The organism is Dactylosporangium sp. CS-047395 (assembly GCF_050942185.1).
Lineage (GTDB): Bacteria > Actinomycetota > Actinomycetes > Mycobacteriales > Micromonosporaceae > Dactylosporangium.
Map to the genome: position 1 here is coordinate 8,183,232 of NZ_CP192015.1, position 21,445 is coordinate 8,204,676.

Consider the following 21,445-nt stretch of genomic DNA (forward strand, 5'->3'; position numbering starts at 1 on the left):
GACATGATCCCCGCGCAGCACATCGCCGAGCTCTACCGGCGCATCGCCTCGAACATCGAGTACGTCGTGCACGGCAAGCCGGGCGTGCTCCGGCTGGTCGTCACGTCCCTGTTCGCCGAGGGGCACCTGCTCATCGAGGACCTGCCGGGGCTGGGCAAGACGAGCATCGCCCGCTCCCTGGCGCGCTGCGTCGGCGGGCTGGCCCAGCGGGTGCAGTTCACGCCGGACGTGCTGCCCAGCGACATCACCGGCGTGATGGTGTTCAACCAGCAGTCGGGGACGTTCGAGTTCCACCACGGGCCGGTCTTCGCCAACGTGCTGCTCGCCGACGAGGTCAACCGGGGCACGCCGAAGGTGCAGTCGGCGCTGCTGGAGGCGATGTCCGAGCGCAGCGTGACGGTGGACAAGCAGACCCATCTGCTGCCCCGGCCGTTCATGGTGGTCGCCACGCAGAACCCGATGGAGCTCGACGGGACGTACCGGCTGCCGGAGGCGCAGCTGGACCGGTTCATGATGCGCATCGAGATCGGCTACCCGGACCACGACGCCGAGGTCCGCGCGATCCAGGGCGACGCCCGCGGGGTCAGCCCGGACGAGCTGCCGGCCGTGGTCGAGCCGCAGGAGCTGCGCCAGATCATCCAGTCGGTGAGCGCGCTGCACGCCGACCCGGAGATCTGCTCATACGCCGTCCGCCTCGCCGCGGCCACCCGCACCCACCGCGACGTGCGCTACGGTGCCAGCCCGCGGGGCAGCATCGCGCTGGTGCGGGCGGCGCGGGCGTGGGCGGCGACGGCCGGGCGGGACTTCGTCAACGTCGACGACCTCAAGGAGCTCGCGGTGCCGGTGCTCGCCCACCGGGTCGTGCTCACGCCGCAGGCCGAGCTGGCCGGGCAGACCTCGGCGGGCGTGGTCCGGGAGGCGCTGCAGACCGTCGGCGTGCCGGTGGTCCGCGCGTGAGGAAGGCGCTGACCCGGCGGGGCTGGACGGTGCTCGCGGCCGGGATCGTGCTGTACGGGCTCGGCGAACTGCTCGGCCACCCCGTGCTGCGCGCCCTGGCCGCCGTCGCCGTCGCCGTCGTGCTGGTCAGCGCGGTCCTCGGCGCGCGCCGGCTCCCGCTGCGGGTCGAGCGGAGCCTGGAGCGCGGCCGGGTCATGCGCGGCCAGCCGGTGCCGGTGCGGCTCACCGTCACCAACTCCGGCCGCTGGTGGACGCCGCGCTTCGACGGCGTCGACGGCGGCCCGGTCACCGTGCCCGCGCTGCGGCCCCGCCGGTCGGCCACCGTGGCGTACACCGTCACCCCGCAGCGCCGCGGCGAACTGCGTCTCGGGCCGCTGCGGGTGGCCCAGCGCGACCCGCTCGGGCTGACCGACCGGCAGCGGGACACCGGCGGGGTGACGAGCCTGTGGGTGTACCCGCGGGTGCACCAGGCCGCCCCGCTCGGCGCCGGCCACCGGCGCGGCGTGCTGCCCGGCGGCGCCGGCGGCGGCTCGCTGCGCGGGGCCCAGGAGCTGCGCGCCCTGCGCGAATACGTGCCCGGCGACGAGCTGCGCCACGTGCACTGGAAGGCGACCGCGGCCACCGGCGGGCTGATGGTCCGCGACCTGTTCGACCCGCCCGCGTCCGACCTGCTGGTCGTGCTCGACACCCGGCCGGAGGCGCTGTCCGCGGACGCGTTCGAGGAGGCGGTCGACTTCGCCGCGTCGATCCTGCACGCCGCCACCGACGCCGGGCACCGGGCCCGGCTGCGCACCACCGACGGCCTCGACGCCCGCGGCGCCTTCCTCGAGGCGCTGTGCGCGGTCGAGCAGCGGCCGGCCGCGCTCGCGCACCAGCCGTATCCGGGCACGGTCGTCTTCGTCACCGGTCCGGCCGGTGCCGACCTGGGCTGGCTGGGCGCCTCCGGCCGCGGCGTGGTCGCCGCCGTCACCCCCGGCCTGTTCGCGAGCGTGCTGCCGAACGTCGTCGCCCTGTCGGGAGCCGATGCCGCGGCGCTGACCGCGCGGTGGAACGCGGCGGCCCGATGAGCGGGGTGCGGGCCTGGCTCGGCGGGGTCGCGGTCGCGTGCGGTACCAGTGCCGGGGCCTTGTGGTTCGCTCCTGTCTTCGGCACCCGGGCGCTGCTGCCCGCGCTCGCCGCCGTCGTGGTGGCCGCCGCGCTGGGCGACGCCGTGCCGCGCCTCGCCCCGGTCCGCCCGCTGCTCATCGTGGCCCTCGGCGCGGTCGCGATCGTCGCGGTCACCGGCGTCGAGCACCCCCTCGCGGCCGCGCGGGACGGCTGGGTGCGCACGGCCGAGGCGACCTGGCCGGTGCGCGACCGCCCCGACCTCATGCTGTTCGTGCCGCTGCTGGCGCTGCTCGCCGCCGCCCTCGCCGTCGAGCTGCTACGCCGGTCCCGCTCGCCGCTGCCCGCCCTGATCCCGGCGCTCGTCCCGCTCGCCGTGGCCCAGCTCTACTCCCCCGCCTCGGGCGCGGCCGCGCTCGGCGCCGCCCTCGGGTTCGCCGCCTTCGCCGCCCTGACCGTGGCCCTGCACAGCGGGGCGCGCGTCGCGCCCGCGCGGGTCGCGCTGACGGCGGCGGTCGTGGTCGTGGCGGCGGTGCCGCTGGGCCTCGGTGTGACCGCGTGGAGCGCCCTGCACCGGGCCCCCGACGTGGTGCGCGCCGAGCCGGCGGCCGCCCCCGCGCGGGCCGCGAGCCCCCTCGACGAGCTGCCCGGCCTGCTCGCCCACCCGGAGCAGGTGGCGTTCCGGGTCCGCACCGAGGAGACCGGCGGCCGCTGGACCCTGGCCGTCTACGACGGCTTCGACGGCGACACCTGGAGCAGCTCGGCGCTGTACCAGCCGCTCGGCGGGCCGCTCGCCGCCGACCCGGCCGTCACCCGCCCGCTGCGCCTGGGCTCGGCCCGCGTCGAGCCGGTGTCGATCGCCGGCCCGTGGCTGCCCAGCCGGGCCCGCCCGGTGACCGTGGCCGGCGCCGAGGTGCTGGTCGACCCGCGCTCCGGCACGCTCGTCAGCGGCGCGCCGGTGGCCGGCTACGACCTGACCTGGTCCGCGCCCGACCTGCGCGGCGACGAGGACGCCCCGCTCGACGGCTCCGGCACCGCCCTGGCCCTGACCAATCCGCCGACGGCCATGACGGACTTCGCGCGGACCGCGGTCGACGGCGATCCCCCGTCCTTCCGCGCGGCGCTGAAGCTGGAGAACTACCTGCGCACCAACTACAAGGTCGCGGCGGGCGCGGGGATGCCGACCGGGCACGGGTACGGCCAGCTGCAGCACTTCCTCTTCGTCACCAAACGCGGCACCAGCGAGCAGTTCGCGGCCTCCTACGTGGTCCTCGCGCGGCTGCTGGGCATCCCGGCGCGGCTCGCCGTCGGCTTCCGCCAGCCGACGCCGGCGGGGGGGATGACCGCGGTCCGCGGCGCCGACGCGCTGGCCTGGCCCGAGGTCGCGGTGGCCGGCTACGGCTGGGTCCCGCTCGACCCGACCGGCGTGACCGGCGCCAACGCCAGCCCAGGACCGCTCGCGGACGGCGGCAGCAAACCGCCGAGCGTCTCGGCCGAGCCGACCCTTTCCGTCGCCCCGCCGTCCACGCCCGCGCCCTCTGCTCCGGGTGTACCGCCGGTGTCCGCCTCCACGCCCCCGCTCGCGCTCGTCGCCGGGGGCGGGGTGGCCGGGCTCGCGGTGCTGTGGCTGGCCGGCGTGCCCGGGGCGAAACTGGTCCGCTCCCGCCGCCGGCGCTCGGGCCCGCCGGCGCGCGCGGTGGTCGGGGCCTGGCACGAGGCCCGCGACCGGCTCGACGACCACGGGGTGCGGCCGGGCGCGGCGATGACGATCCGCGACCTGGCCGGGCGAGCCGGCGACGACGTGGCGCCTTCGCTGCTCCGGCTGGCCGAGCACGTCGACCGCGCCCGCTGGTCCGGCGCCGCGGTGACCCCGGCCGACGCGGACTCCGCGTGGAGCGAGACCGGCACCGTGTCCCGGGCCCTGCGCGGCCGCGGGCTGCGCTCGCGCCTGCGCGCCGCCCTGTCACCCAGGACCCTGCGCCGCCGCTGAGCCCCTCGCGATGGGGAAATCTCGCGCGGGCGATTGACAAAATAGTTTTTTACGTAAAGACTCGCTTTTGCCATGAGAGACATCGTCTACCTCGATCGGATCGAGCAGGCCGAGGCCCTGCTCAAGCCGCAGCGCATCGACGTGCTGCGGCAGCTCGCCGAGCCCCGGTCGTGCACCGAGGTGGCGGCCGAGCTCGACCAGACCCCGCAGCGGGTCTACTACCACGTCAAACGGCTGCTCGAGGCCGGCCTCGTCGGCCAGGTCGCCGAGCGGCGGGTGCGCGGCATCCACGAGGGCATCTACCAGGCGACCGGGCGGGCCTACTGGCTCTCGCCGCGCCTGGTCGGGCGGATCGGCCTGCGCCAGAGCCGCGACCAGCTCAGCCTCGGCTACCTGGTCGACCTGATGGAGGACGTGCAGGCGGACATCGCCGCGCTCGACCTCGCCCGGCCCGACCTGCCCTCGATCGGGGTGTCCGGGGAGATCCGGGTCCGCCCCGAGCAGCGCAAGGACTTCCTCGACGAGTTGCAGCACACCCTGCAGGACCTGTTCACCCGCTACGGCGGGGCCGAGGGCGACGCGTTCCGACTGGCCGTCGCCTGTTACCCCAAGGGAGATTCCGATGCACGAGCCTGACTTCCTGCTGCGCGCCACGATCGCGGCCCCGGCCAAGGCGGTCTATGAGGCGCTGACCGACCCGGCGGCGCTGCGGGTCTGGCTGGCCGAGCACGCCGAGGTGGAGCTGCCCGGCCGCTACGAGTTCTGGGGCCGCTTCACCCCGGACGGCGCCGAGCCGCACCAGCGCCTGCTGCACGCCGACGAGCGCACCATCCGCTTCGCCTGGACCGTCGAGGGCCACGAGACCACCGTCGAGTTCCAGCTCGACGAGGACGGCGACGGCACCGTGCTCACGCTGAGCCAGGCCGACCTGCCGAGCTTCGAGGACGTGCTGGCCGACCGGGCCGGGGCGTTCGGGGCCACCTCGACGTTCTGGTCCCTGGCCGTGGCCAACCTGGCCGACTACCTGGCCGGCCGCCCGCTCACCCCGATGGTCGACTTCACCTCCCCCGAGCTGCGCGCCGAGGTGGTCATCGACGCCTCGCCGGAGGCCGTCTTCGACTCGCTGGTCAACCCGGACACGGTCGGCCGCTGGATGGGTGCGAAGGTCGACATCGAGCCGTGGCAGGGCGGCCGGTACGCAATGGGCGGCTTCGACCTCGACCCGGGCGGCATCACGTTCGCCGAGTTCGAGCCGGGCCGCAAGGCCACCCTCCGCTTCGCCGACGGGCTGCTGAGCAGCTGGGAGCTCGAGGGCTCGGCCGGCGGCACCCGGATCACGTTCGTGCAGAGCGGCTTCGACGCGACGAACCCGCCGTACCCGGGCTGGGCGGGCTGGCTGAGCGGCGTGGCCGACCTGCGCGGCTTCCACGAGCTGCCGGGCTGGCGTCCGGGCTGGCGCAAGATGGAGATCGCCGGCGTCCCGGCGGGTTTCGAACCGGACTACGAGGGCTAGAACTTGCAGACGGCGCCGCGGATGCCTTTCACGGCGCTGGTGCTGGCGGTGCGGCCGCCGGTGCCGAGGATCTGGAAGCAGTACTGGACGCCGGCCTTCACCGGGGCCTGGTATGTGGTGGCCTGGCCGACGAGCTTGCGCTGCGGGGACGCGGCGCCGGCCTCGGCCACGGCCACCGCGTAGGTCAGGTTGGCCGGGCCGGTCCAGGTCAGCGTGACGGTCTCGCCGTTGTCGACCGGCTCGGCCAGTTCGATGACGCCGGCCGCGGTCGCCGGACCGGTCGGCGCCGTGCTGCGGGCCGCCTGGGCCGACGGGGGCGCCTGCGGGTCGCCGCCGCGGTTGCCCAGCAGGTAGATGCCGGCGGTGAGCAGCAGCGCGACGGGGACGGCGATCGCCACCGCGAGCAGCCAGCGCGGGCGGCGGCGCTCCCCGGTGGCGACCGGCTCGGGTTCGGGGGCGGTCAGCGGGCGGTACTCGGTGCTGCCCGCCGGCGGCCTGACCGGCGCCACGGGGGCGGCCGGCACCGGAGCCGGGGCCGGACCTTCGTTCTTCTCCCAGGCCGCCGGGGACAGGGCCAGCAGCGCCTCGCCGGCGTTGGCGCCGCGGCGGGACGGGTCGGGGTCGAGGAGCCGGCGGACCGCATCGGCCAGGGCCGGCGGGACGTCGGCGGGCAGGGCCGCGCCCGGCTGCGGCGGCGTGCCGGTGAGCGCGTAGTGGAGCGTGGCGCCCAGGCCGTAGAGGTCGGCCGCCACCGGGTCGCCCGCCCGGCCGGCCAGGCGCTCAGGTGCGGAGAAGCCCGGCGAGACGGCGACCAGGCCGGCGGTGTCGGCCGCGCCGAAGTCGGCCAGGACCGCCTGGCGTTTCTTCGTGATGAGCACGTTGGCCGGCTTCACGTCGCGGTGGTACGCCCCGTTGGAGTGCGCATGGTGCAGGCCCTGCGCGATCTGGTACCCGAACGCCGCCGCGGCCGCCGGCTCGAGCCTCCCGCGCCGGTCGACCTCCTGCTGGAGGGTCGACTCGCAGAGCTCCATGACCAGGTACGGCCGCCCGTCGGGCAGCACCCCGGACGCCGGATCGGTCCACAGCACGCCCGGCCCGCCCCGCAGCCGGCCCAGGGTCTCCCGCTCGGCCAGGAACGCGGCGTGCGCCACCGCGTCGGTGACCGGCCGGGCGAGCACCTTCACGGCCACGTGCCGCTCGCCGCTGCGCTGGTAGGCCCGGTAGACGGTGGCCGTGCCGCCCTGGCCGATCGGTTCGAGGTGTTCGAGGCCGGGAATGGCGGGCGTACCGAGATCCACCCCGCCACCCTAGTGGCGGCCCCGCCCGGGCATCTTCATTGCTTGGGGGCAAATTCCTCAGCTTTTCGGTGGATGCGTTCCATAGAAGTCTGTCGAATCAGCGGACCCGATTCCGGCTGCCCGCGCATTAGCGTCCGGACCGTGCACGCCTCGCAGTTCGTCGTGGTGGGGTCCGGGCTCCTCGCGCTCGTGATCTCCGTGATCCTCTGGCCGGTCGTGGGCTACGCCATCACGGTCGTGCACGAGGGCGGGCACGCGCTGGCCGCGTCCATGATGGGTGGCTCGGTGACGTCGCTGACCATGGGCCCCGGGCACAACGGCCTGACCCTGGCCAAGGGTCTCGGGCCGTTCGGCGCGTTCGTGTTCCTGTTCGGTGGGTACGTCGGCCCGTCGCTGTTCGGGGTGGCCGGGGCGATGCTGCTGGCCCGCGACCACGTGCGCATGGTGCTGTGGCTGAGCGTCTTCCTGCTGTTGCTGGCCCTGTTGACCGCCGGCAACTACGTCGCCCGGGTCGCCATCGTCCTCGTCGGGGCGCTGATCGTGCTGGTGATCCGCAAGGCGAGCGACGGGCAGGAGGTCTTCTTCGCGTACACGTGGATCTGGTTCCTGCTCTTCGGCGGTTTCGGCCACGTGCTGGTGCTCCAGCAGGTCCGCAGCGGGGGCGGCGACACCGTTACCGACGCCTACCAGCTGCGCAAGATGACGTTCCTGCCCGCCTCGGTGTTCTCGGGCGTCTTCTGGTTGTTCAGCGCGGCCGCCCTGGTGTTCGGGGCGGTGGTGATGCTGCACCTGTATCACCCGCACCTCGCGTGACCTCGGACAATCGGCGGTACCGCCGGGTTGCCGATCTCGGGTAGTGTGCGCGGGGCATTCGGCGAGAGGACGAGGGACCATGACGCAGAACGGGATGCGACAGTACGACGACCGTATGGGTGGCCCCGGCGTCCTCCAGCAGCCTGGTGAGATGCCCTCGGGCATGGCCGGCGACCAGGCCAAGGCGCTCGCGGTGCTCACCATGGCGCAGCGCACGGCCGAGGAGCACATCAACACGGCGATCGCCGAGGCCGACCAGATCCAGGCCCAGGCGCACGCCAGCGCCGGCCAGATCATCTCCGACGCGCAGGCCCAGGCGGGCGCGCTGCGCGACGAGGCGGAGAAGATCCTCAGCCGGGCGCGGACCGCCGCCGAGAAGATTGCGCGGGAGGCCGAGGCCTACGCGGCCGACACCGAGCGCAACGCGGGCGAGGTGCTCGCCGACGCCCAGGCGCGGGCCGAGGACATCGTGCGCGAGTCGCAGGAGAGCGCGTACGACATCAAGCAGCGGGCCGAGCAGATCTACGAGGACGTCGTGGGCGGCCTCACCTCGAAGCGGCAGGCGCTGCAGGGCCAGATCGAGGCGCTCGAGCGCTTCGACCAGGAGTACCGCAGCCGGCTGACCTCGTTCATGCAGCAGCAGATGCGCGCCCTCTGGGTCGGCCAGCCGCAGGTGAACGGGCCGCAGGAGTTCCAGGAGGGCAACGCCGTGGCCGGCGAGCTGCTCCCGGCCCAGCGCACCGCGCACGAGGACGAGCGCGACCCGCAACCCGCCGAGTAAGGCGTTTTCTCAGGATCGACCGGCTAGCGTCCGCCGATGTGGAGCGGATCGAATGCCAGTGGTGCCGGCTGCAGAATGCGCCCGGCGCCACCTCCTGCCTGACGTGCGGCGCGCCGCTCGACGTCGCGAACCTGGTGAGCGACTCGGGCTGGCGCGAGGCGCCGCGGCTGCGCGACATGACCGAGTTCCGGTTCTCCAACTCGGTCGCCCAGGTCGAGGGCGAACTCGTCCCCGTCATCGACATGGCGCTCGCACCCGGTGACGCCGTGTACTTCGAGCATCACGTCCTGCTCTGGAAGGACGAGCAGACGCCGGTGACGGCGATGCCCACCGGCGGCGGCATGCGGCGCGTGTTCGGCGGCATGCCGTTCGTGCTGACCCTCGCGCACGGGCCCGGCCGGGTCGCGTTCTCCCGCGACTCCCCCGGCGAACTCGTCGTCCTCCCGCTGCACCCCGGCATGGAACTGGACGTGCGGGGCCACGCGTTCCTGCTCGCCACGCACACCGTCGGCTACGACTTCATCCGCATCCAGGGCCTGGCCAACGTGCTGCACGGCGGCAACGGGATGTACCTGGACCGGTTCGTGACCCAGGCCGCGCCCGGGCTGCTGGTCCTGCACGGCTACGGCAACGTCTTCGAGCGCTACCTGCGCCCCGGCGAGAAGATCCTGGTCGAGCCGGGCGGGTTCCTGTACAAGGACGCCTCCGTCGGCATGCAGGCGGTCCAGATGCCGGTGAAGACCGGGCTGATGCGCCGCGGCATGTACCTCGCGGAGATGACCGGCCCCGGCCGTGTCGGCATCCAGTCCATGTACGTGCACCACCACGCGGAGTGAGGGCACGATGACGACTCCCGAGGGCTGGACCGTCTGCCGGTACTGCCGCATGCCCCACCCGCCCGCCGGCCCGTCCTGCCCGAGCTGCGGCGCCGCGCTCGACGTGCGGCAGGTGGTGACCCGGTCCGGCTGGATCGAGCAGCCGCCGATCAAGGACCTGGCGCGCATCCAGTTCGGCCAGTCGCGGGTGCAGATCGAGGGCAAGTACGTCCCGGTCGCCGACTTCACGCTGTCGGGCCAGGAGTGGATCTACTTCGCGCACCACGCGCTGCTGTGGACCGAGCCGGGCGTGCAGCTGGGCAACACGTCCCTCGCCGGCGGCTGGAACCGGATGCTGGCCGGGCTGCCGCTGATCATGGTGGAGGCGCGCGGCCCGGGCCGGGTGGCGCTCTCCGGCGACCGGCCCGGCGAGCTCATCGCGCTGCCGCTCGCGCCGGGCCGGCACGTGTGGACCCGCGAGCACCGGTTCCTGACCGCGACCGGGAACATCACCTACACCTGGCAGGCGACCGGCGTCTGGTACGACACCGGCACCGGCGACGACCGCGAGACCCACTACCCGCTGGGGCAGTTCGGCGACCTGTTCACCGCCCAGCAGGGGCCCGGGCTGTTGCTGCTGCACTCGCCGGGCAACACGTTCCTGCGCGACCTGGCCCCGGGCGAGACGATTCTGGTGCAGCCGGGGGCGCTGCTGTACCGCGACGTCTCGGTCCAGGCCCACCTGCATCTGGAGTATCCGCGCGGCACCCAGCGCATCTCCTGGCGCTCCTCGTTCAGCCAGCGCAACGTGTGGCTGCGGCTGATCGGCCCCGGCCGGGTCGCGGTGTCCTCGGTCTTCCACCACACCAGCGCGGAGGCCATCACGCGCAATTCGGCGGCCACCGTGCAGCGCTGGTAAGTTTCAGAGGAACTTGACAACCATCTATATGTACGGCTCGAATGTGTGAGCGCTCACATTCGAGGAGATACCGCCATGTCCCTGCGCTTGTGGCTTGCCGCGGCCGTCGCCGCGGCCGCCTTCGTCGCCGTCGTCCCCACCGCGAATGCCGCCACCTATCCGAATCCCGGCGTCGTCACCGGCAACACCGGCGCCCACGACCCCTCCGCCGTGAAGACTCCCGCGGGCGGGTACATCGTGGCGTACACCGGCAGCAACATTCAGCTGAAGACCTCGTCCGACCGCACCGCCTGGCGCAACGCCGGCGCCGCGTTCCCGGGCGGCGCGTCGTGGACCCTGCCGTACACCGGCGGCAGCAACCAGCTGTGGGCACCGGACATCTCGTATCACAACGGGCTCTACTGGATGTACTACGCCGCCTCCACCTTCGGCTCCAGCCGATCGGCGATCTTCCTGGCCACCAGCAGCACCGGCGCGTCGGGCTCGTGGACGCACCGGGGCCTGGTCATCGAGACCACGGCATCGAGCAACTACAACGCGATCGACCCGAACCTCACGCTCGACGCGTCCGGCGGCTGGTGGCTGTCGTTCGGCTCCTTCTGGACCGGGATCAAGCTCGTCAAGCTCAACCCGTCCACCGGTCTCAGAGCCGATTCGACGGTACGGTCCATCGCCCAGCGCACCGGCTCGTCCACGGCCATCGAGGCGCCGTACATCGTCCGGCACGGCTCCTGGTACTACCTGTGGGTCTCGTTCGACCTGTGCTGCCGGGGCGCGTCGAGCACGTACCGGATCATGGTCGGGCGGGCCGCGAGCATCAACGGGCCGTACACCGACAGAAACGGCACGGCGATGACCTCCGGCGGCGGGACGGAGATGCTCGCGACCCACGGCGGCATCCACGGCCCCGGCCACCAGGCGGTGCTCGCCGACAACGACGGCGACGTGCTGTTCTACCACTACTACGCCAACAGCGGCGCGTCCTACCTGGGCATCAACCGCATCGGGTACGACGGCGCCGGCTGGCCCTACGTGTTCTGACCCTTGCGCCCGGCTCGGGCCGGTTCTACGGTCGCGGCATGTCGCTCTTGACCGATCTGGTGGCGGCCGTCTCGGACGGCTCGATCGAGGTCGTCGACCTCACCGCACCGCTCAGCGGGGACACGCCGATCCTGCAACTGCCCGAGCCGTTCGGCAACACCTGGCGCTTCGAGTTCGAGGAGATCAGCCGGTACGACGACCGCGGCCCGGCCTGGTACTGGAACAACTTCCGCTCCGGCGAGCACACCGGCACCCACTTCGACGCGCCGATCCACTGGGTGACCGGGCGCGACGGCGAGGACGTGGCCCAGGTGCCCGCCCGGAAGCTGTTCGCCGAGGCCGTCGTGATCGACAAGGCCGACCGGGCCGCCGCCGACCCCGGCTACCTCCTCGAGATCGACGACGTGCGGGCCTGGGAGGCCGAGCACGGGGCGCTGCCGGACGGGGGCTGGCTGCTCTTCCGCACCGGCTGGGACGCCCGCGGCGACGACGACGCCGCGTACCTCAACGCCGGCAACACCCCCGGCATCTCCCCCGAATGCGCGAAGTGGCTGGCGACCGAGACCCCGATCCTCGGCCTCGGCGTGGAGACCGTCGGCACCGACGCGGGCGCCGCGCACTCCTTCGACCCGCCGTTCCCGTGCCACTCGTTCCTGCTCGGCGCCGGCAAGTACGGCCTGACCCAGCTGCGCAACCTCGACCGGCTCCCGGCCCGGGGCGCGGTCGTGGTGGCCGGCCCGCTGCCGATCGTGCGCGGCTCCGGCAGCCCGGCCCGCGTGCTCGCCCTGGTCGAGCGCTGAGGTGCTGGTCGCCGAGGCGGTCGGCCGGGCCCTGGCCGCGAGCGGGGTCGACCACGTCTTCGGGGTGGTCGGCTCCGGCAACTTCCACCTGACCAACGCCCTGGTCGCGGCGGGCGCCCGGTTCGTCGCGGCCCGGCACGAGGGCGGCGCGGCGGTCATGGCCGACGCGTACGCCCGCACCTCCGGCAAGCTCGGCGTGCTCACCCTGCACCAGGGCCCGGGCGTGACCAACGCGCTGACCGGCATCGCCGAGGCGGCCAAGAGCCGCACGCCGATGGTGGTGCTCGCGGCCGACACCGGTGCGGCCGGGGCACGCTCGAACTTCCGCCTCGACCAGGCCGCGCTCGCGGCGGGGATCGGCGCGGTCCACGAGCGCGCCGCCACCCCGGCGTCGGCCGTCTCGGACGTGCTGCGGGCCGTGCGCCGGGCCCGCACCGAGCGGCGGACCGTGCTCGTCAGCCTGCCGCTGGACGTGCAATCCGGTGTTGTCGACGGCGATCTTGCGGTGGCTTCTTCGCCGGCGGCCGTACAAATGCCGCATTCTGGTTCTTTGGCGGCCCTTGCCGCACTGCTGGCGAACGCGCGCCGCCCGGTCTTCATCGCCGGCCGCGGTGCGCGTGGACCCGGGGCCGCGGCGGCGATCTCGGCGCTGGCCGACCGGTGCGGGGCGCTGCTCGCCACGTCGGCGGTGGCCCGGGGGCTGTTCAACGGCTCGCCGTGGTACCTCGACGTGGCCGGCGGATTCGCCTCCCCCGCTGCCGCTTCGCGCATCGCGGACGCCGACGCGGTCGTGGCGTGGGGCTGCTCGCTGAACATGTGGACCACCCGGCACGGCGCGCTGCTCGGCCCGGACGCGGCGGTCGCGCAGGTCGACGTCGACCCGGACGCCCTGCACACCGGCCTCGGCGTCCTGGGCGACGCGGCCGCGACGGCGTCGGCGGTCCTGGATCTGGTGCCGCCCTCCCCGGGCTACCGGACCGCGCCGCTGCCGAGCGTGCGCTGGCGGGACGTGCCGTTCGAGGACCTCACCGGCGACGGCCGCATCGACCCGCGCACGCTGTCCATCGCGCTCGACGACCTGCTCCCCACGGAGCGCACGGTCAGCGTCGACTCCGGCAACTTCATGGGCTATCCGTCGATGTACCTCGCGGTGCCCGACGAGACCGGCTTCTGCTTCACCCAGGCGTTCCAGTCGATCGGCCTCGGCCTCGCGACCGCGATCGGCGCCGCCGTGGCCCGCCCCGACCGCCTTCCGGTGGCCGCGCTCGGCGACGGCGGCTTCCTGATGGGCATCGCGGAACTGGAGACGGTGGTGCGCCTGGGGCTGCCGATGGTGATCGTGGTGTACGACGACGCCGCGTACGGTGCCGAGGTCCACCACTTCGCCGGCCAGGACCTGTCCACGGTGACATTCCCGGACACGGACCTGGCCGCGATCGCCCGCGGCTACGGCTGCGCCGGCGTCGTGGTCCGCACCCCCGCGGATCTAGCCGCGGTCCGCGACTGGCTCGACGGCCCCCGCGATCGTCCCCTGCTCATCGACGCCAAGGTTGCCGCCGCCCGCGGCTCCTGGTGGCTCGAGGAGGCCTTCCGGGGTCACTGACGGCCGGTCCCGGAACACCCACCAGCGGGAGAGGCTGTAGGTGAACACCGCCACCAGCCCGGCCGCGATGAGCCGCGAGATCCGCACGTCCATCCCGAGCTCGTACAGTCCCGAGGAGACCCCGACGGTGATCAGATAGTCACCGACGGCCACGGCCGCGTACCGCAGCACCTGCTTGCCGACGGGCGCGTGCGACCGGAAGTTCACCGTCCGGTTGAGCACGAAGTTGAGCGCGAACGCGGTGAGGTACGCGATCGACACCGCCACCGGAATCGGCAGATGCGTGGTGTGCCGCAACAGCACGAGCAGCCCCAGATCCACCGAGAAGGTGAACCCCCCGAGAATGGCGAATCCCGCCAGCTCGCGCGGGAGAATCCGCCGGAGCCGCGGCGGCAGGCGATCAACCCACCCGGTCAGGAACTGGCCGGCGCGCTCCGCTGCGGTCATGGTCGCCATCCTGCCCTACCCGCGTGAAGCCCCGGCGGAGACCCCGCGAACACTCCCCCTCCCGCGCCGAACGGCCAGCTCAGGCGGCACGGATTCGGGAGTTGCCCGGCCCGGCCCCGGTCTACCGTGAGCTGAGACACACCAACCGAGGGGGCCCACGATGACCGACGCCGACATTCCCTACGTCGTCGAACACGACACCAACTACGACGGCCACGACGAGTGGCTCAGCGTCGACTCCAACGCCGACGGCCGCGACGACGTCTACCAGTACGACCTCGACGGCGACGGCAACCTCGACAACCAGGCCTGGGACAGCAACCACGACGGCTACATCGACGCCCGCGGCTACGACCACGACCACGACGGGGTCATGGAACAGGTCAAGTACGACACCGACAAGGACGGCAAGGCCGACCTGCTGCAGGTGGACAGCGACGGCGACGGCTACCTGGACCGCCTGTACACCGACAACAACCACGACGGCCAGTACGACCGGGTCGACGCCATCCACGCCCAGGACCCGAAGATGACCCACTACACGGACCACTACACGAATGGCGCCCACTACAACGGCTGAGCGACTGCTGCGCGCCCGGATCACCCCGGTCCTGCGCACCGCCGGCTTCACGGGCACGGCCCCGACCTGGCGCTTGCGCTCGGCCTTGGGCGACTACGCGGTGCTGAACCTCGCCCGCTCCCGCTGGAACACGGCGGACGAGGTGCGCTTCGACGTGAACCTGGCTTTGGTACCGCAGGCGTGGTGGGCCCTCAGCACCCGGTTCTCACCGGACCGTGCTCCTGGTCCGCACGACGGGCTGTTCGACAAGCGGTGCCATCCGGAGCGCCGGTACCCGGGCCGGCGGCACCCGGTCCTGGGGCGCGACGGCTGGGTGGTGCGGGACGCGGCCTCGGCCGAGGTGTGCGCGGAGGTGCTGTGCGACGAGCTGACCGCGGTCGTGATCCCGGAGCTGCTCGCCCTGCAGGACCGCTCGACCCTCATCGCCACGATCCGCGCCGAGGCGGACGACTGGGGCGTCGCCGTGTGGCACCGCCTGCCGCGCAAAGTCGCCATTGCGCTGCTGCTGCTCGACGAGGGCCCGAGCCCGGACCTCGCCGAGGCGATCAACATCCTTCGAAGCCTGCCCGCCGGCCGGATCGAGGACCGGGATGCACTCCTGGACCTGCTGATCCGCGCCCAGGTGCCCCTTTTCTGACCTCGCCAGCGCCGGACGTCGAGGGCTGAGACTGTCCGCAATTGCCGGTAGCGTCCTGCTCGTGGCATTCGACTTTCAGGTGACCCAGGACAGTTCCGACCCGCACGCGCTCGCCGACTGGTGGGCCGAGACACTCGGCTGGGAAGTGGAACCCACCGACGAGGCGTTCATCCGGCGCATGATCAGCGAGGGCTACGCAACCGACGACGATACGAAGCTCCACAATGGATCGCTGGTGTGGAAGGAAGGCGCCGCGATCCGCCATCCCGACGGCCTGACGCGTGCCCCGCGGGTGCTGTTCCAACTCGTACCGGAGGCGAAGACGACCAAGAACCGCATGCATCTCGATCTGCGGGGCGTCGGCGATGACCCCGCGGCGCTGGTCGACAAGCTCGTGGCACGCGGCGCGACCGTCCTGCACGAGGCGAGCCAGGGCCCGCACCGCTGGACCACGCTCGCCGATCCGGAGGGCAACGAGTTCTGCGCCTGATCACGGTGGACAGCCAGGCGGTCGCAGCCTCGCCCTCATCGATGCCCGGGCCCGCTGCACCTGCCCCGACCTACTAGGTCGACTTGGAAATGGCTCAGTGAAAGCTGTCCCTGACACCTTGCTCGCACTTGTACCCGGCCGAGCAGTTGTTGCCGCACGTTGTCGTGTATGTCGGGCCACGACCGTTGCAACTCGGGCAGCGGACCCACTTCGTCTTCTTGCCGCACTTCCTGTTCCGGCACTCCTGGTCCTTGTCGCCGGTATACATCGAAATTCCCGTCCGATCCCCAGCGCAACGAGTCGTCAGTTGAAGAAGTTCTTCCAGTCGACCATCTCGTCCTCGAAGCGGTTGCCCTGCCGGCGCAGAGCCAAAGCGCTGTCGGTCAGGGCACCGCGCATCTCGGTCAATTGGTTGGCGACCGAGGGCCGGAACAGCGGTTCGCTGACGAGCCACCACCATGCGACCAGATGTTCGGGGCCGAATCGTGTCGCGTCGAGCGTCAGCTGCACCCACTCGCCCCGCAGCTGCTGGCCTTCGGGAATGCGGTCGAGGACCTGGAACCAGGACGCCCATCCGACGACCATGAACATGCGGAGGCGGTCGCGCAGCCAGGCCCGCCCGGCATCGTCGGCATCAACTCCGGCGTCTGCCGCAATCCCCTGCAGGTACTGGTCCACGTACGCTGCTGCCTCTGGAATCTTGGCTTGACCACGTTGCTGCACGGAAAGCCGGAGTTCAGCGAGTTCATCTTTCGGCTCTGTCTTGCGGAAGAATGCCACCCTGCTCCTCGAGGCATATCCGATGAAGGGGTCGGGCGCGAGCGCCGGCCGGAGTGCCAGTCTCGGCGGAAGCTGGTCACGGAATCAATGGCCGGATCAGTCAGCGCAGCTGCAACGTTCGTACCTGTCGGTGCCGTGGCCCGCTTGGACGGCAAGCTCCGGAACCGTTACGGGCGGATCCGTGGCCCCCGCTGAGGCCGGGCCCGGCAACCGACGCTCCGACGCAGCGCCAGCCCGAAGAGTCAAAGGCGAAAAGCGACAAGCCTTTATCTCTAAGGGAGGAAGAGCAATGATTTGAGCCTGGCCGCAAGCGGTGCCTTGGCCACGACTCGTGGCCGGTGAGATCACCGTCTGGGTTGAACTGACCCGAGCGGTCACATCGGCGGCGTGCCTCACACGCGGCGCAGGCGAGCAGCGAGCCCGTCGAATGGAATAGGCGTGAGCAAACGACTGTCTGAGGGCGCCTACACCATGGCCGGTGATCCGGGTTCGTGGCGAACGGTCCCCGGTCACCTCAAGATCCGCGCCTAATCAAACTTGACTAGACGTTCCCTCCTCGTGTACTACTGGCCAAGTAGTCAAACTGGACTAGTCTCTACCCATCCGTTCGCGACACCGAGAGAAGGAATCGAACCCATGGGAAAGGTCGCGATCGAGACAAGCGGAGGTGGGCGCGTGTCGGCAACAAAGCTCCTGGTACTCGGTGTCGTGCACCTCTCCGGCGGCGCGCATGGCTACCAGGTGCGGTCCGAACTGCAGAGCTGGGGTGCGGAGATCTGGGCCAAGATCAAGCCCGGCTCGATTTATCACGCACTGAAGAAGGCGGCGGCTGATGGTCTCCTCACCGAACACGCCGAGCCGGGCGACTCCGGGCCGGAGCGCGTTTTGTACCGCGCGACAGCTCGGGGACGTGACGAGATGGTCGAACTGGTCCGCGACGGTCTGCGGCGCACGCATGCCCCCACCATGCGCGACGCGGCCATCGCCATGTTGCCCATGCTGACCAGGGCAGATGCCATCGCGCACGTGAACGAGCGGGTCGCGCGCCTGGAAGCGGAGCTCGCAGGGCAGGCCAAGGGGTGGGAGAACCCGAACCCCGACATTCCCGAACACGTCCGCGATCAGGCCGAACTGTGGGCGGGACACGCACGCACCGAACTGGAGTGGGCGAAGAGCCTGAGCAAACGACTGTCTGAGGGCGCCTACACCATGGCCGATGATCCGGGTTCGTGGCGAACGGTCGCCGGTCACCTCAAGATGCGCGCCTAATCAACCTTGACTAGACGTTCCCTCCGTGCACTCTGGCCAAGTAGTCAAACTTGACTAGTTCAACCAATCCGTTCGCACCACCGACAGAAGGACTCGAACCCATGGGAAAGCTCGCGATCGAGGCGAGAGGGTTGAAGAAGAGCTTCGGCAAGACCCACGCGGTCGCCGGTGTGGACCTGGCCGTGAGCGCCGGGGGCGTGTACGGCGTGCTCGGCCCGAACGGGGCGGGCAAGACCACCACGATCCGCATGCTCGCCACGCTCCTGCGCCCCGACGCCGGAGAGGCGCAAGTGCTCGGCTACGACGTCGTGCGTGATGCGCGTTCGGTACGGACCCGGGTGAGCCTCACCGGGCAGTTCGCGTCGGTCGACGAGGACCTCACCGGGGTGGAGAACCTGTTGCTGCTCGCCAGACTGCTCGGCTACTCACGCCGCCGAGGCAAGGAGCGGGCGACCGACCTGCTCGACGCGTTCGGCCTCGCCGATGCCGCCGACCGGCAGGTGAAGAAGTACTCCGGCGGGATGCGCCGGCGCATCGACATCGCAGCGAGCCTGGTCGTCACTCCCGAACTGATCTTCCTCGACGAGCCGACCACCGGGCTCGACCCGCGCAGCAGGAACCAGGTCTGGGAGATCGTCAGGGGCATGGTCGCCGAGGGCGCCACCGTGTTGCTGACCACGCAGTACCTCGACGAGGCCGACCAGCTGGCCGACCGCATCGCGGTGATCGACCACGGGAAGGTCATCGCCGAGGGCTCCAGCGGCCAGCTCAAGGCATCGGTCGGCGCCGGCTCTCTGCACGTACGGCTACGTGCGCCCGGGCAGCGGGCCGAGGCTGAACGGGTCCTCGCCGGCGTCCTCGAGGTGCCGGCCGAGCCGTCCGCCGACCCGGCCGCGCTGTCCGCGCGCATCTCCGACCCCGAGCGGGTCGCCCGCGCCCTGGCCGAGCTGTCCCGCATCGGCATCGACGTCACCGAGTTCGCGCTCGGTCAGCCGAGCCTGGACGAGGTGTTCCTCACCCTGACCGGACACCCGTCCGAGGAGACACCCAAGGAGGATGACGCATGAATGCCACGACCGCGGAGCAGGCGTCGGCGCCGGTCACCGAGGGCGCGCTGCGCAGTGTGCTGTTGGCAGGTGAGCGGCCGTCTCGCCCCGGCCCGGTGCGCACCTCGTTGACATTCGGCTGGCGCGCTTTGCTGAAGATCAAACACGTGCCCGAGCAGCTCGTCGACGTGACCATGTTCCCGATCATGTTCACGCTGATGTTCACCTACCTGTTCGGCGGCGCGCTCGCCGGTTCGACACAGGCGTACCTGCAGTTCCTGCTGCCCGGCATCCTGGTGCAGGCGAACGTCATGATCACCATGAACACCGGCATAACGCTGAACACCGACATCCAGAAGGGGGTGTTCGACAGGTTCAGGTCACTTCCGGTGTGGCGACCGTCCCCGCTTGTCGGCGCCCTGCTCGGCGATCTGGTGCGCTACTCGATCGGGTCGGCGATCGTCATCACGCTCGGACTGGTCCTGGGGTTCCGGCCGGAGGGCGGCGCCGCCGGCGTGGTGCTCTCGGTCGCGCTGCTGCTGGTGTTCTCGTTCTGCCTGTCGTGGCTGTGGACGATGCTCAGCCTGATCCTGCGCACGCCGAACTCGGTCGCGGGGGTCAGCATGATGGTGATGTTCCCACTGACGTTCGTGAGCAACATCTTCGTGGACCCGAAGACGATGCCCGGATGGATGCAGGCGGTCGTCGACGTCAACCCGATCACCCACCTGGCGACCGTGGTACGCGGCCTGATGGACGGCTCGGTACCCGCCGGGGAAATCGGCTGGGTGCTCGTCTCGTCCGTACTTCTCGTCGCGGTCTTCGGTCCCATCACCATGGTCCTCTACCGCAACAAGACATAGATGCCGCTACCACGCTGCTCAGGCGCTGAGACGAACCTCCCGAACGGAGATGTGAGATGCACGAGATGGCCTTTCGCGTGACGTCAAACGATGGCACCGCCATCGCCTACGACCGGAAGGGAAGCGGCCCGGCTGTCGTCCTGGTAGGCGGCGGACTGGACGACGGAGCCGAGAACGCTCCCTTGGTACCTGCTCTCGCCGGGCACTTCACGGTTTACAACTATGCCCGTCGGGGACGCGGCGCGAGCGGCTTCACCGAGCCCTACGCCGTGGAAAGGGAGATCGAGGACCTGGATGCGTTGATCGCGGAGGCGGGCGGCTCGGCACACCTGTTCGGGGCGTCCTCTGGTGGAGCGCTGGCGCTGGAAGCCGCCGCGGCCGGGTCAGCCATCGACACGATCGCCGTGTGGGAGGTGCCCTACGTGGTCGGGGACGACATACGCCCGCGATTCGAGGAGTACATCGCGAACACCCGACGCGCCTTCGACGCCGGGCGGGACGAGGAGGTTCTCGAACTGTTCATGCGCGTGACCGGCGCCTCCGACGACAACATCGCGGCCAGGAAAGCGGCAGGCAAGCAGACGGCGCATTGGGCGGATTCGGTCGCCCTCGCGCCCACGCTGGTCCACGACAGCGTCTTCCTCAACCGCTACCAATTGCCGGCCGATCGACTGGCAACGGTCACCCAACCAGTTCTGGTCACCACCGGAGGACCGATCACGGTCCCCTACATGGCAGGCCTGCCCTCGGACTTCTTCGACCGCGCGGCCGACGAGCTCGCAGACCTACTACCCCACGCTCAACGGGAGACCCTCGAGGGGCCGGATCACGTCGTCGACCCACAGACCGTCGGCCCGCTGTTGCTACGGTTCTTCAGCAGCGAACGCTGAGGGGCCCGCGAGGTGCTGCGGGAAGACCGATGAGGCACCGCGCAAGCAGATCTTCGTCGCCGCACAAGGTGCCTTGGTCACGACTCGTGGCCGGGGAGATCACCGTCTGGGTTGAACGGATCGGACCGGCGGCACTGGCAGCGGGCCTCACACGGCAGCGGCTCAGCGGCGGGAGCGGAACAGTTCTTCGACACGCATCAGGGAGCTGCCGGGGCCCCCGAGCCTGAGCCCGGGGGCCTGGAGCGTCAGCCGATGTAGACCACCTCGGCGCCGTTCGTTGACGGGACAAGGCCGGAGGCGAAGTTTCGCTGTACCTGCGCGGCCTCAGCCGTGCTCGGGTTGGCGTTGGTGCAGGAGACCGGTGCGCTCGAGCCGGACATCAGGTCGCTGCACAGGCCGGTGCGGTTGTCGGGCAGGCCCAGGATGTGGCCGAATTCGTGGGTGGCGATGCGGAGGCGGTAGTAGCCGTCGTTGACCGCCTCGCGGCCCATGTACCAGCGGCCGTTGCCCAGGGAGGTGGTGTAGGTGCGGGGCCAGCCGTTGTCGGCGTACACGCGGATGTTCGGGGTGCGGCCGGCCGGGGCTTTCACCAGGCGGACGTTGGTCACCTTGGTGTTCCACAGGGTCGCGGCCTGGTCGACGACCGACACGAACTCCTGGGCCGTGCTCGAATCGTAGTACAGGGTGCGGGTCGCGGCGTACGCCTGCCCGCCGGCCACCAACTGGACGCCCAGCAGGGCGAGCACGGTCAGTAGCGCGGCGGCCAGCCTGCGTCGGAGCATCGGGTACCTCCTCAGTCAAGGGGAACC

Annotated in this window: 23 protein-coding genes; 19 read left to right on the forward strand and 4 right to left on the reverse strand. The window is 71.4% G+C overall.

All coding sequences use genetic code 11. The annotated features are described in order from the left end of the window. The first annotated feature begins 3 nt into the window (after positions 1 to 3). The 5 genes from ACQP00_RS38465 (at position 4) to ACQP00_RS38485 (ending at position 5,564) form a co-directional block, all read left to right on the forward strand. Positions 4 to 957, forward strand: a complete 954-nt coding sequence (locus ACQP00_RS38465; RefSeq protein WP_433205817.1) for an AAA family ATPase — start codon at positions 4 to 6, stop codon at positions 955 to 957. Then, positions 954 to 2,024: a DUF58 domain-containing protein gene (locus ACQP00_RS38470; RefSeq protein WP_433205820.1), complete on the forward strand. Its 1,071-nt coding sequence runs from the start codon at positions 954 to 956 to the stop codon at positions 2,022 to 2,024. The genes ACQP00_RS38465 and ACQP00_RS38470 overlap by 4 nt, the downstream gene beginning before the upstream one ends. Then, positions 2,021 to 4,051 (forward strand): DUF4129 domain-containing transglutaminase family protein, encoded by a 2,031-nt coding sequence (locus tag ACQP00_RS38475; RefSeq protein WP_433205823.1) that lies wholly within the window; start codon positions 2,021 to 2,023, stop codon positions 4,049 to 4,051. The genes ACQP00_RS38470 and ACQP00_RS38475 overlap by 4 nt, the downstream gene beginning before the upstream one ends. A gap of 72 nt (positions 4,052 to 4,123) precedes the next feature. Beyond that, on the forward strand, positions 4,124 to 4,687 hold the full coding sequence (locus ACQP00_RS38480) for a helix-turn-helix domain-containing protein (protein ID WP_433205826.1): 564 nt from the start codon (positions 4,124 to 4,126) through the stop codon (positions 4,685 to 4,687). After that, complete coding sequence (locus ACQP00_RS38485) at positions 4,674 to 5,564, forward strand: SRPBCC family protein (RefSeq protein WP_433205829.1); 891 nt, start codon at positions 4,674 to 4,676, stop codon at positions 5,562 to 5,564. The genes ACQP00_RS38480 and ACQP00_RS38485 overlap by 14 nt, the downstream gene beginning before the upstream one ends. On the opposite strand, the gene ACQP00_RS38490 is transcribed toward ACQP00_RS38485, so the two are convergent. After that, positions 5,561 to 6,862, reverse strand: coding sequence for a serine/threonine-protein kinase (locus ACQP00_RS38490; RefSeq protein ID WP_433205832.1), 1,302 nt, complete (start codon positions 6,860 to 6,862; stop codon positions 5,561 to 5,563). The genes ACQP00_RS38485 and ACQP00_RS38490 overlap by 4 nt on opposite strands. A gap of 141 nt (positions 6,863 to 7,003) precedes the next feature. Between ACQP00_RS38490 and ACQP00_RS38495 the strand changes: the two genes are divergently transcribed. The 7 genes from ACQP00_RS38495 to ACQP00_RS38525 all read left to right on the forward strand — a co-directional run bounded on the left by ACQP00_RS38495 (position 7,004) and on the right by ACQP00_RS38525 (position 13,634). Further along, the gene (locus ACQP00_RS38495) at positions 7,004 to 7,675 is read left to right on the forward strand and encodes a M50 family metallopeptidase (RefSeq protein WP_433205835.1); all 672 of its coding nucleotides are present in this window, start codon (positions 7,004 to 7,006) and stop codon (positions 7,673 to 7,675) included. 79 nt (positions 7,676 to 7,754) lie between these two features. Then, positions 7,755 to 8,456 carry a hypothetical protein gene (locus tag ACQP00_RS38500; protein WP_433205838.1) on the forward strand — a complete coding sequence of 234 codons (702 nt, stop codon included), beginning with the start codon at positions 7,755 to 7,757 and terminating at the stop codon, positions 8,454 to 8,456. A 38-nt stretch (positions 8,457 to 8,494) separates the two neighbouring features. Further along, the gene (locus ACQP00_RS38505; RefSeq protein WP_433205841.1) at positions 8,495 to 9,292 is read left to right on the forward strand and encodes an AIM24 family protein; all 798 of its coding nucleotides are present in this window, start codon (positions 8,495 to 8,497) and stop codon (positions 9,290 to 9,292) included. A 7-nt stretch (positions 9,293 to 9,299) separates the two neighbouring features. After that, a complete protein-coding gene (locus ACQP00_RS38510; protein ID WP_433205844.1) occupies positions 9,300 to 10,190 on the forward strand; it encodes an AIM24 family protein in 891 nt (296 codons plus the stop codon). A 75-nt stretch (positions 10,191 to 10,265) separates the two neighbouring features. Further along, on the forward strand, positions 10,266 to 11,231 hold the full coding sequence (locus tag ACQP00_RS38515) for an arabinan endo-1,5-alpha-L-arabinosidase (RefSeq protein ID WP_433205846.1): 966 nt from the start codon (positions 10,266 to 10,268) through the stop codon (positions 11,229 to 11,231). Positions 11,232 to 11,269: 38 nt separating this feature from the next. After that, positions 11,270 to 12,031: a cyclase family protein gene (locus tag ACQP00_RS38520; protein WP_433205849.1), complete on the forward strand. Its 762-nt coding sequence runs from the start codon at positions 11,270 to 11,272 to the stop codon at positions 12,029 to 12,031. 1 nt (position 12,032) lies between these two features. Continuing rightward, on the forward strand, positions 12,033 to 13,634 hold the full coding sequence (locus tag ACQP00_RS38525; protein ID WP_433205852.1) for a thiamine pyrophosphate-binding protein: 1,602 nt from the start codon (positions 12,033 to 12,035) through the stop codon (positions 13,632 to 13,634). Here ACQP00_RS38525 and ACQP00_RS38530 read toward each other — a convergent pair. Then, positions 13,518 to 14,081 (reverse strand): GtrA family protein, encoded by a 564-nt coding sequence (locus tag ACQP00_RS38530; RefSeq protein ID WP_433205855.1) that lies wholly within the window; start codon positions 14,079 to 14,081, stop codon positions 13,518 to 13,520. The genes ACQP00_RS38525 and ACQP00_RS38530 overlap by 117 nt on opposite strands. A gap of 160 nt (positions 14,082 to 14,241) precedes the next feature. Here ACQP00_RS38530 and ACQP00_RS38535 point away from each other — a divergent pair, with 160 nt between their 5' ends. The 3 genes from ACQP00_RS38535 to ACQP00_RS38545 all read left to right on the forward strand — a co-directional run bounded on the left by ACQP00_RS38535 (position 14,242) and on the right by ACQP00_RS38545 (position 15,788). Beyond that, positions 14,242 to 14,661 carry a hypothetical protein gene (locus ACQP00_RS38535; protein WP_433205858.1) on the forward strand — a complete coding sequence of 140 codons (420 nt, stop codon included), beginning with the start codon at positions 14,242 to 14,244 and terminating at the stop codon, positions 14,659 to 14,661. Continuing rightward, positions 14,639 to 15,298 carry a DUF4304 domain-containing protein gene (locus ACQP00_RS38540; RefSeq protein ID WP_433205861.1) on the forward strand — a complete coding sequence of 220 codons (660 nt, stop codon included), beginning with the start codon at positions 14,639 to 14,641 and terminating at the stop codon, positions 15,296 to 15,298. Before ACQP00_RS38535 ends, ACQP00_RS38540 begins: the two co-directional genes overlap by 23 nt. 79 nt (positions 15,299 to 15,377) lie before the next feature. Continuing rightward, on the forward strand, positions 15,378 to 15,788 hold the full coding sequence (locus tag ACQP00_RS38545; protein ID WP_433205864.1) for a VOC family protein: 411 nt from the start codon (positions 15,378 to 15,380) through the stop codon (positions 15,786 to 15,788). 303 nt (positions 15,789 to 16,091) lie between these two features. On the opposite strand, the gene ACQP00_RS38550 is transcribed toward ACQP00_RS38545, so the two are convergent. Continuing rightward, positions 16,092 to 16,568, reverse strand: a complete 477-nt coding sequence (locus ACQP00_RS38550) for a hypothetical protein (RefSeq protein ID WP_433205867.1) — start codon at positions 16,566 to 16,568, stop codon at positions 16,092 to 16,094. A gap of 636 nt (positions 16,569 to 17,204) precedes the next feature. Here ACQP00_RS38550 and ACQP00_RS38555 point away from each other — a divergent pair. The 4 genes from ACQP00_RS38555 to ACQP00_RS38570 all read left to right on the forward strand — a co-directional run bounded on the left by ACQP00_RS38555 (position 17,205) and on the right by ACQP00_RS38570 (position 20,636). Continuing rightward, positions 17,205 to 17,837: a PadR family transcriptional regulator gene (locus ACQP00_RS38555; protein WP_433205870.1), complete on the forward strand. Its 633-nt coding sequence runs from the start codon at positions 17,205 to 17,207 to the stop codon at positions 17,835 to 17,837. Positions 17,838 to 17,938: 101 nt separating this feature from the next. Continuing rightward, positions 17,939 to 18,904, forward strand: coding sequence for an ATP-binding cassette domain-containing protein (locus tag ACQP00_RS38560; RefSeq protein WP_433205873.1), 966 nt, complete (start codon positions 17,939 to 17,941; stop codon positions 18,902 to 18,904). After that, positions 18,901 to 19,746, forward strand: coding sequence for an ABC transporter permease (locus ACQP00_RS38565; protein ID WP_433205876.1), 846 nt, complete (start codon positions 18,901 to 18,903; stop codon positions 19,744 to 19,746). Before ACQP00_RS38560 ends, ACQP00_RS38565 begins: the two co-directional genes overlap by 4 nt. 56 nt (positions 19,747 to 19,802) lie before the next feature. Then, positions 19,803 to 20,636 (forward strand): alpha/beta fold hydrolase, encoded by an 834-nt coding sequence (locus ACQP00_RS38570; RefSeq protein WP_433205879.1) that lies wholly within the window; start codon positions 19,803 to 19,805, stop codon positions 20,634 to 20,636. Between the two features lie 245 nt (positions 20,637 to 20,881). Here ACQP00_RS38570 and ACQP00_RS38575 read toward each other — a convergent pair whose 3' ends face one another. Then, positions 20,882 to 21,418, reverse strand: a complete 537-nt coding sequence (locus tag ACQP00_RS38575; protein ID WP_433205882.1) for a snapalysin family zinc-dependent metalloprotease — start codon at positions 21,416 to 21,418, stop codon at positions 20,882 to 20,884. Positions 21,419 to 21,445: the final 27 nt, after the last annotated feature.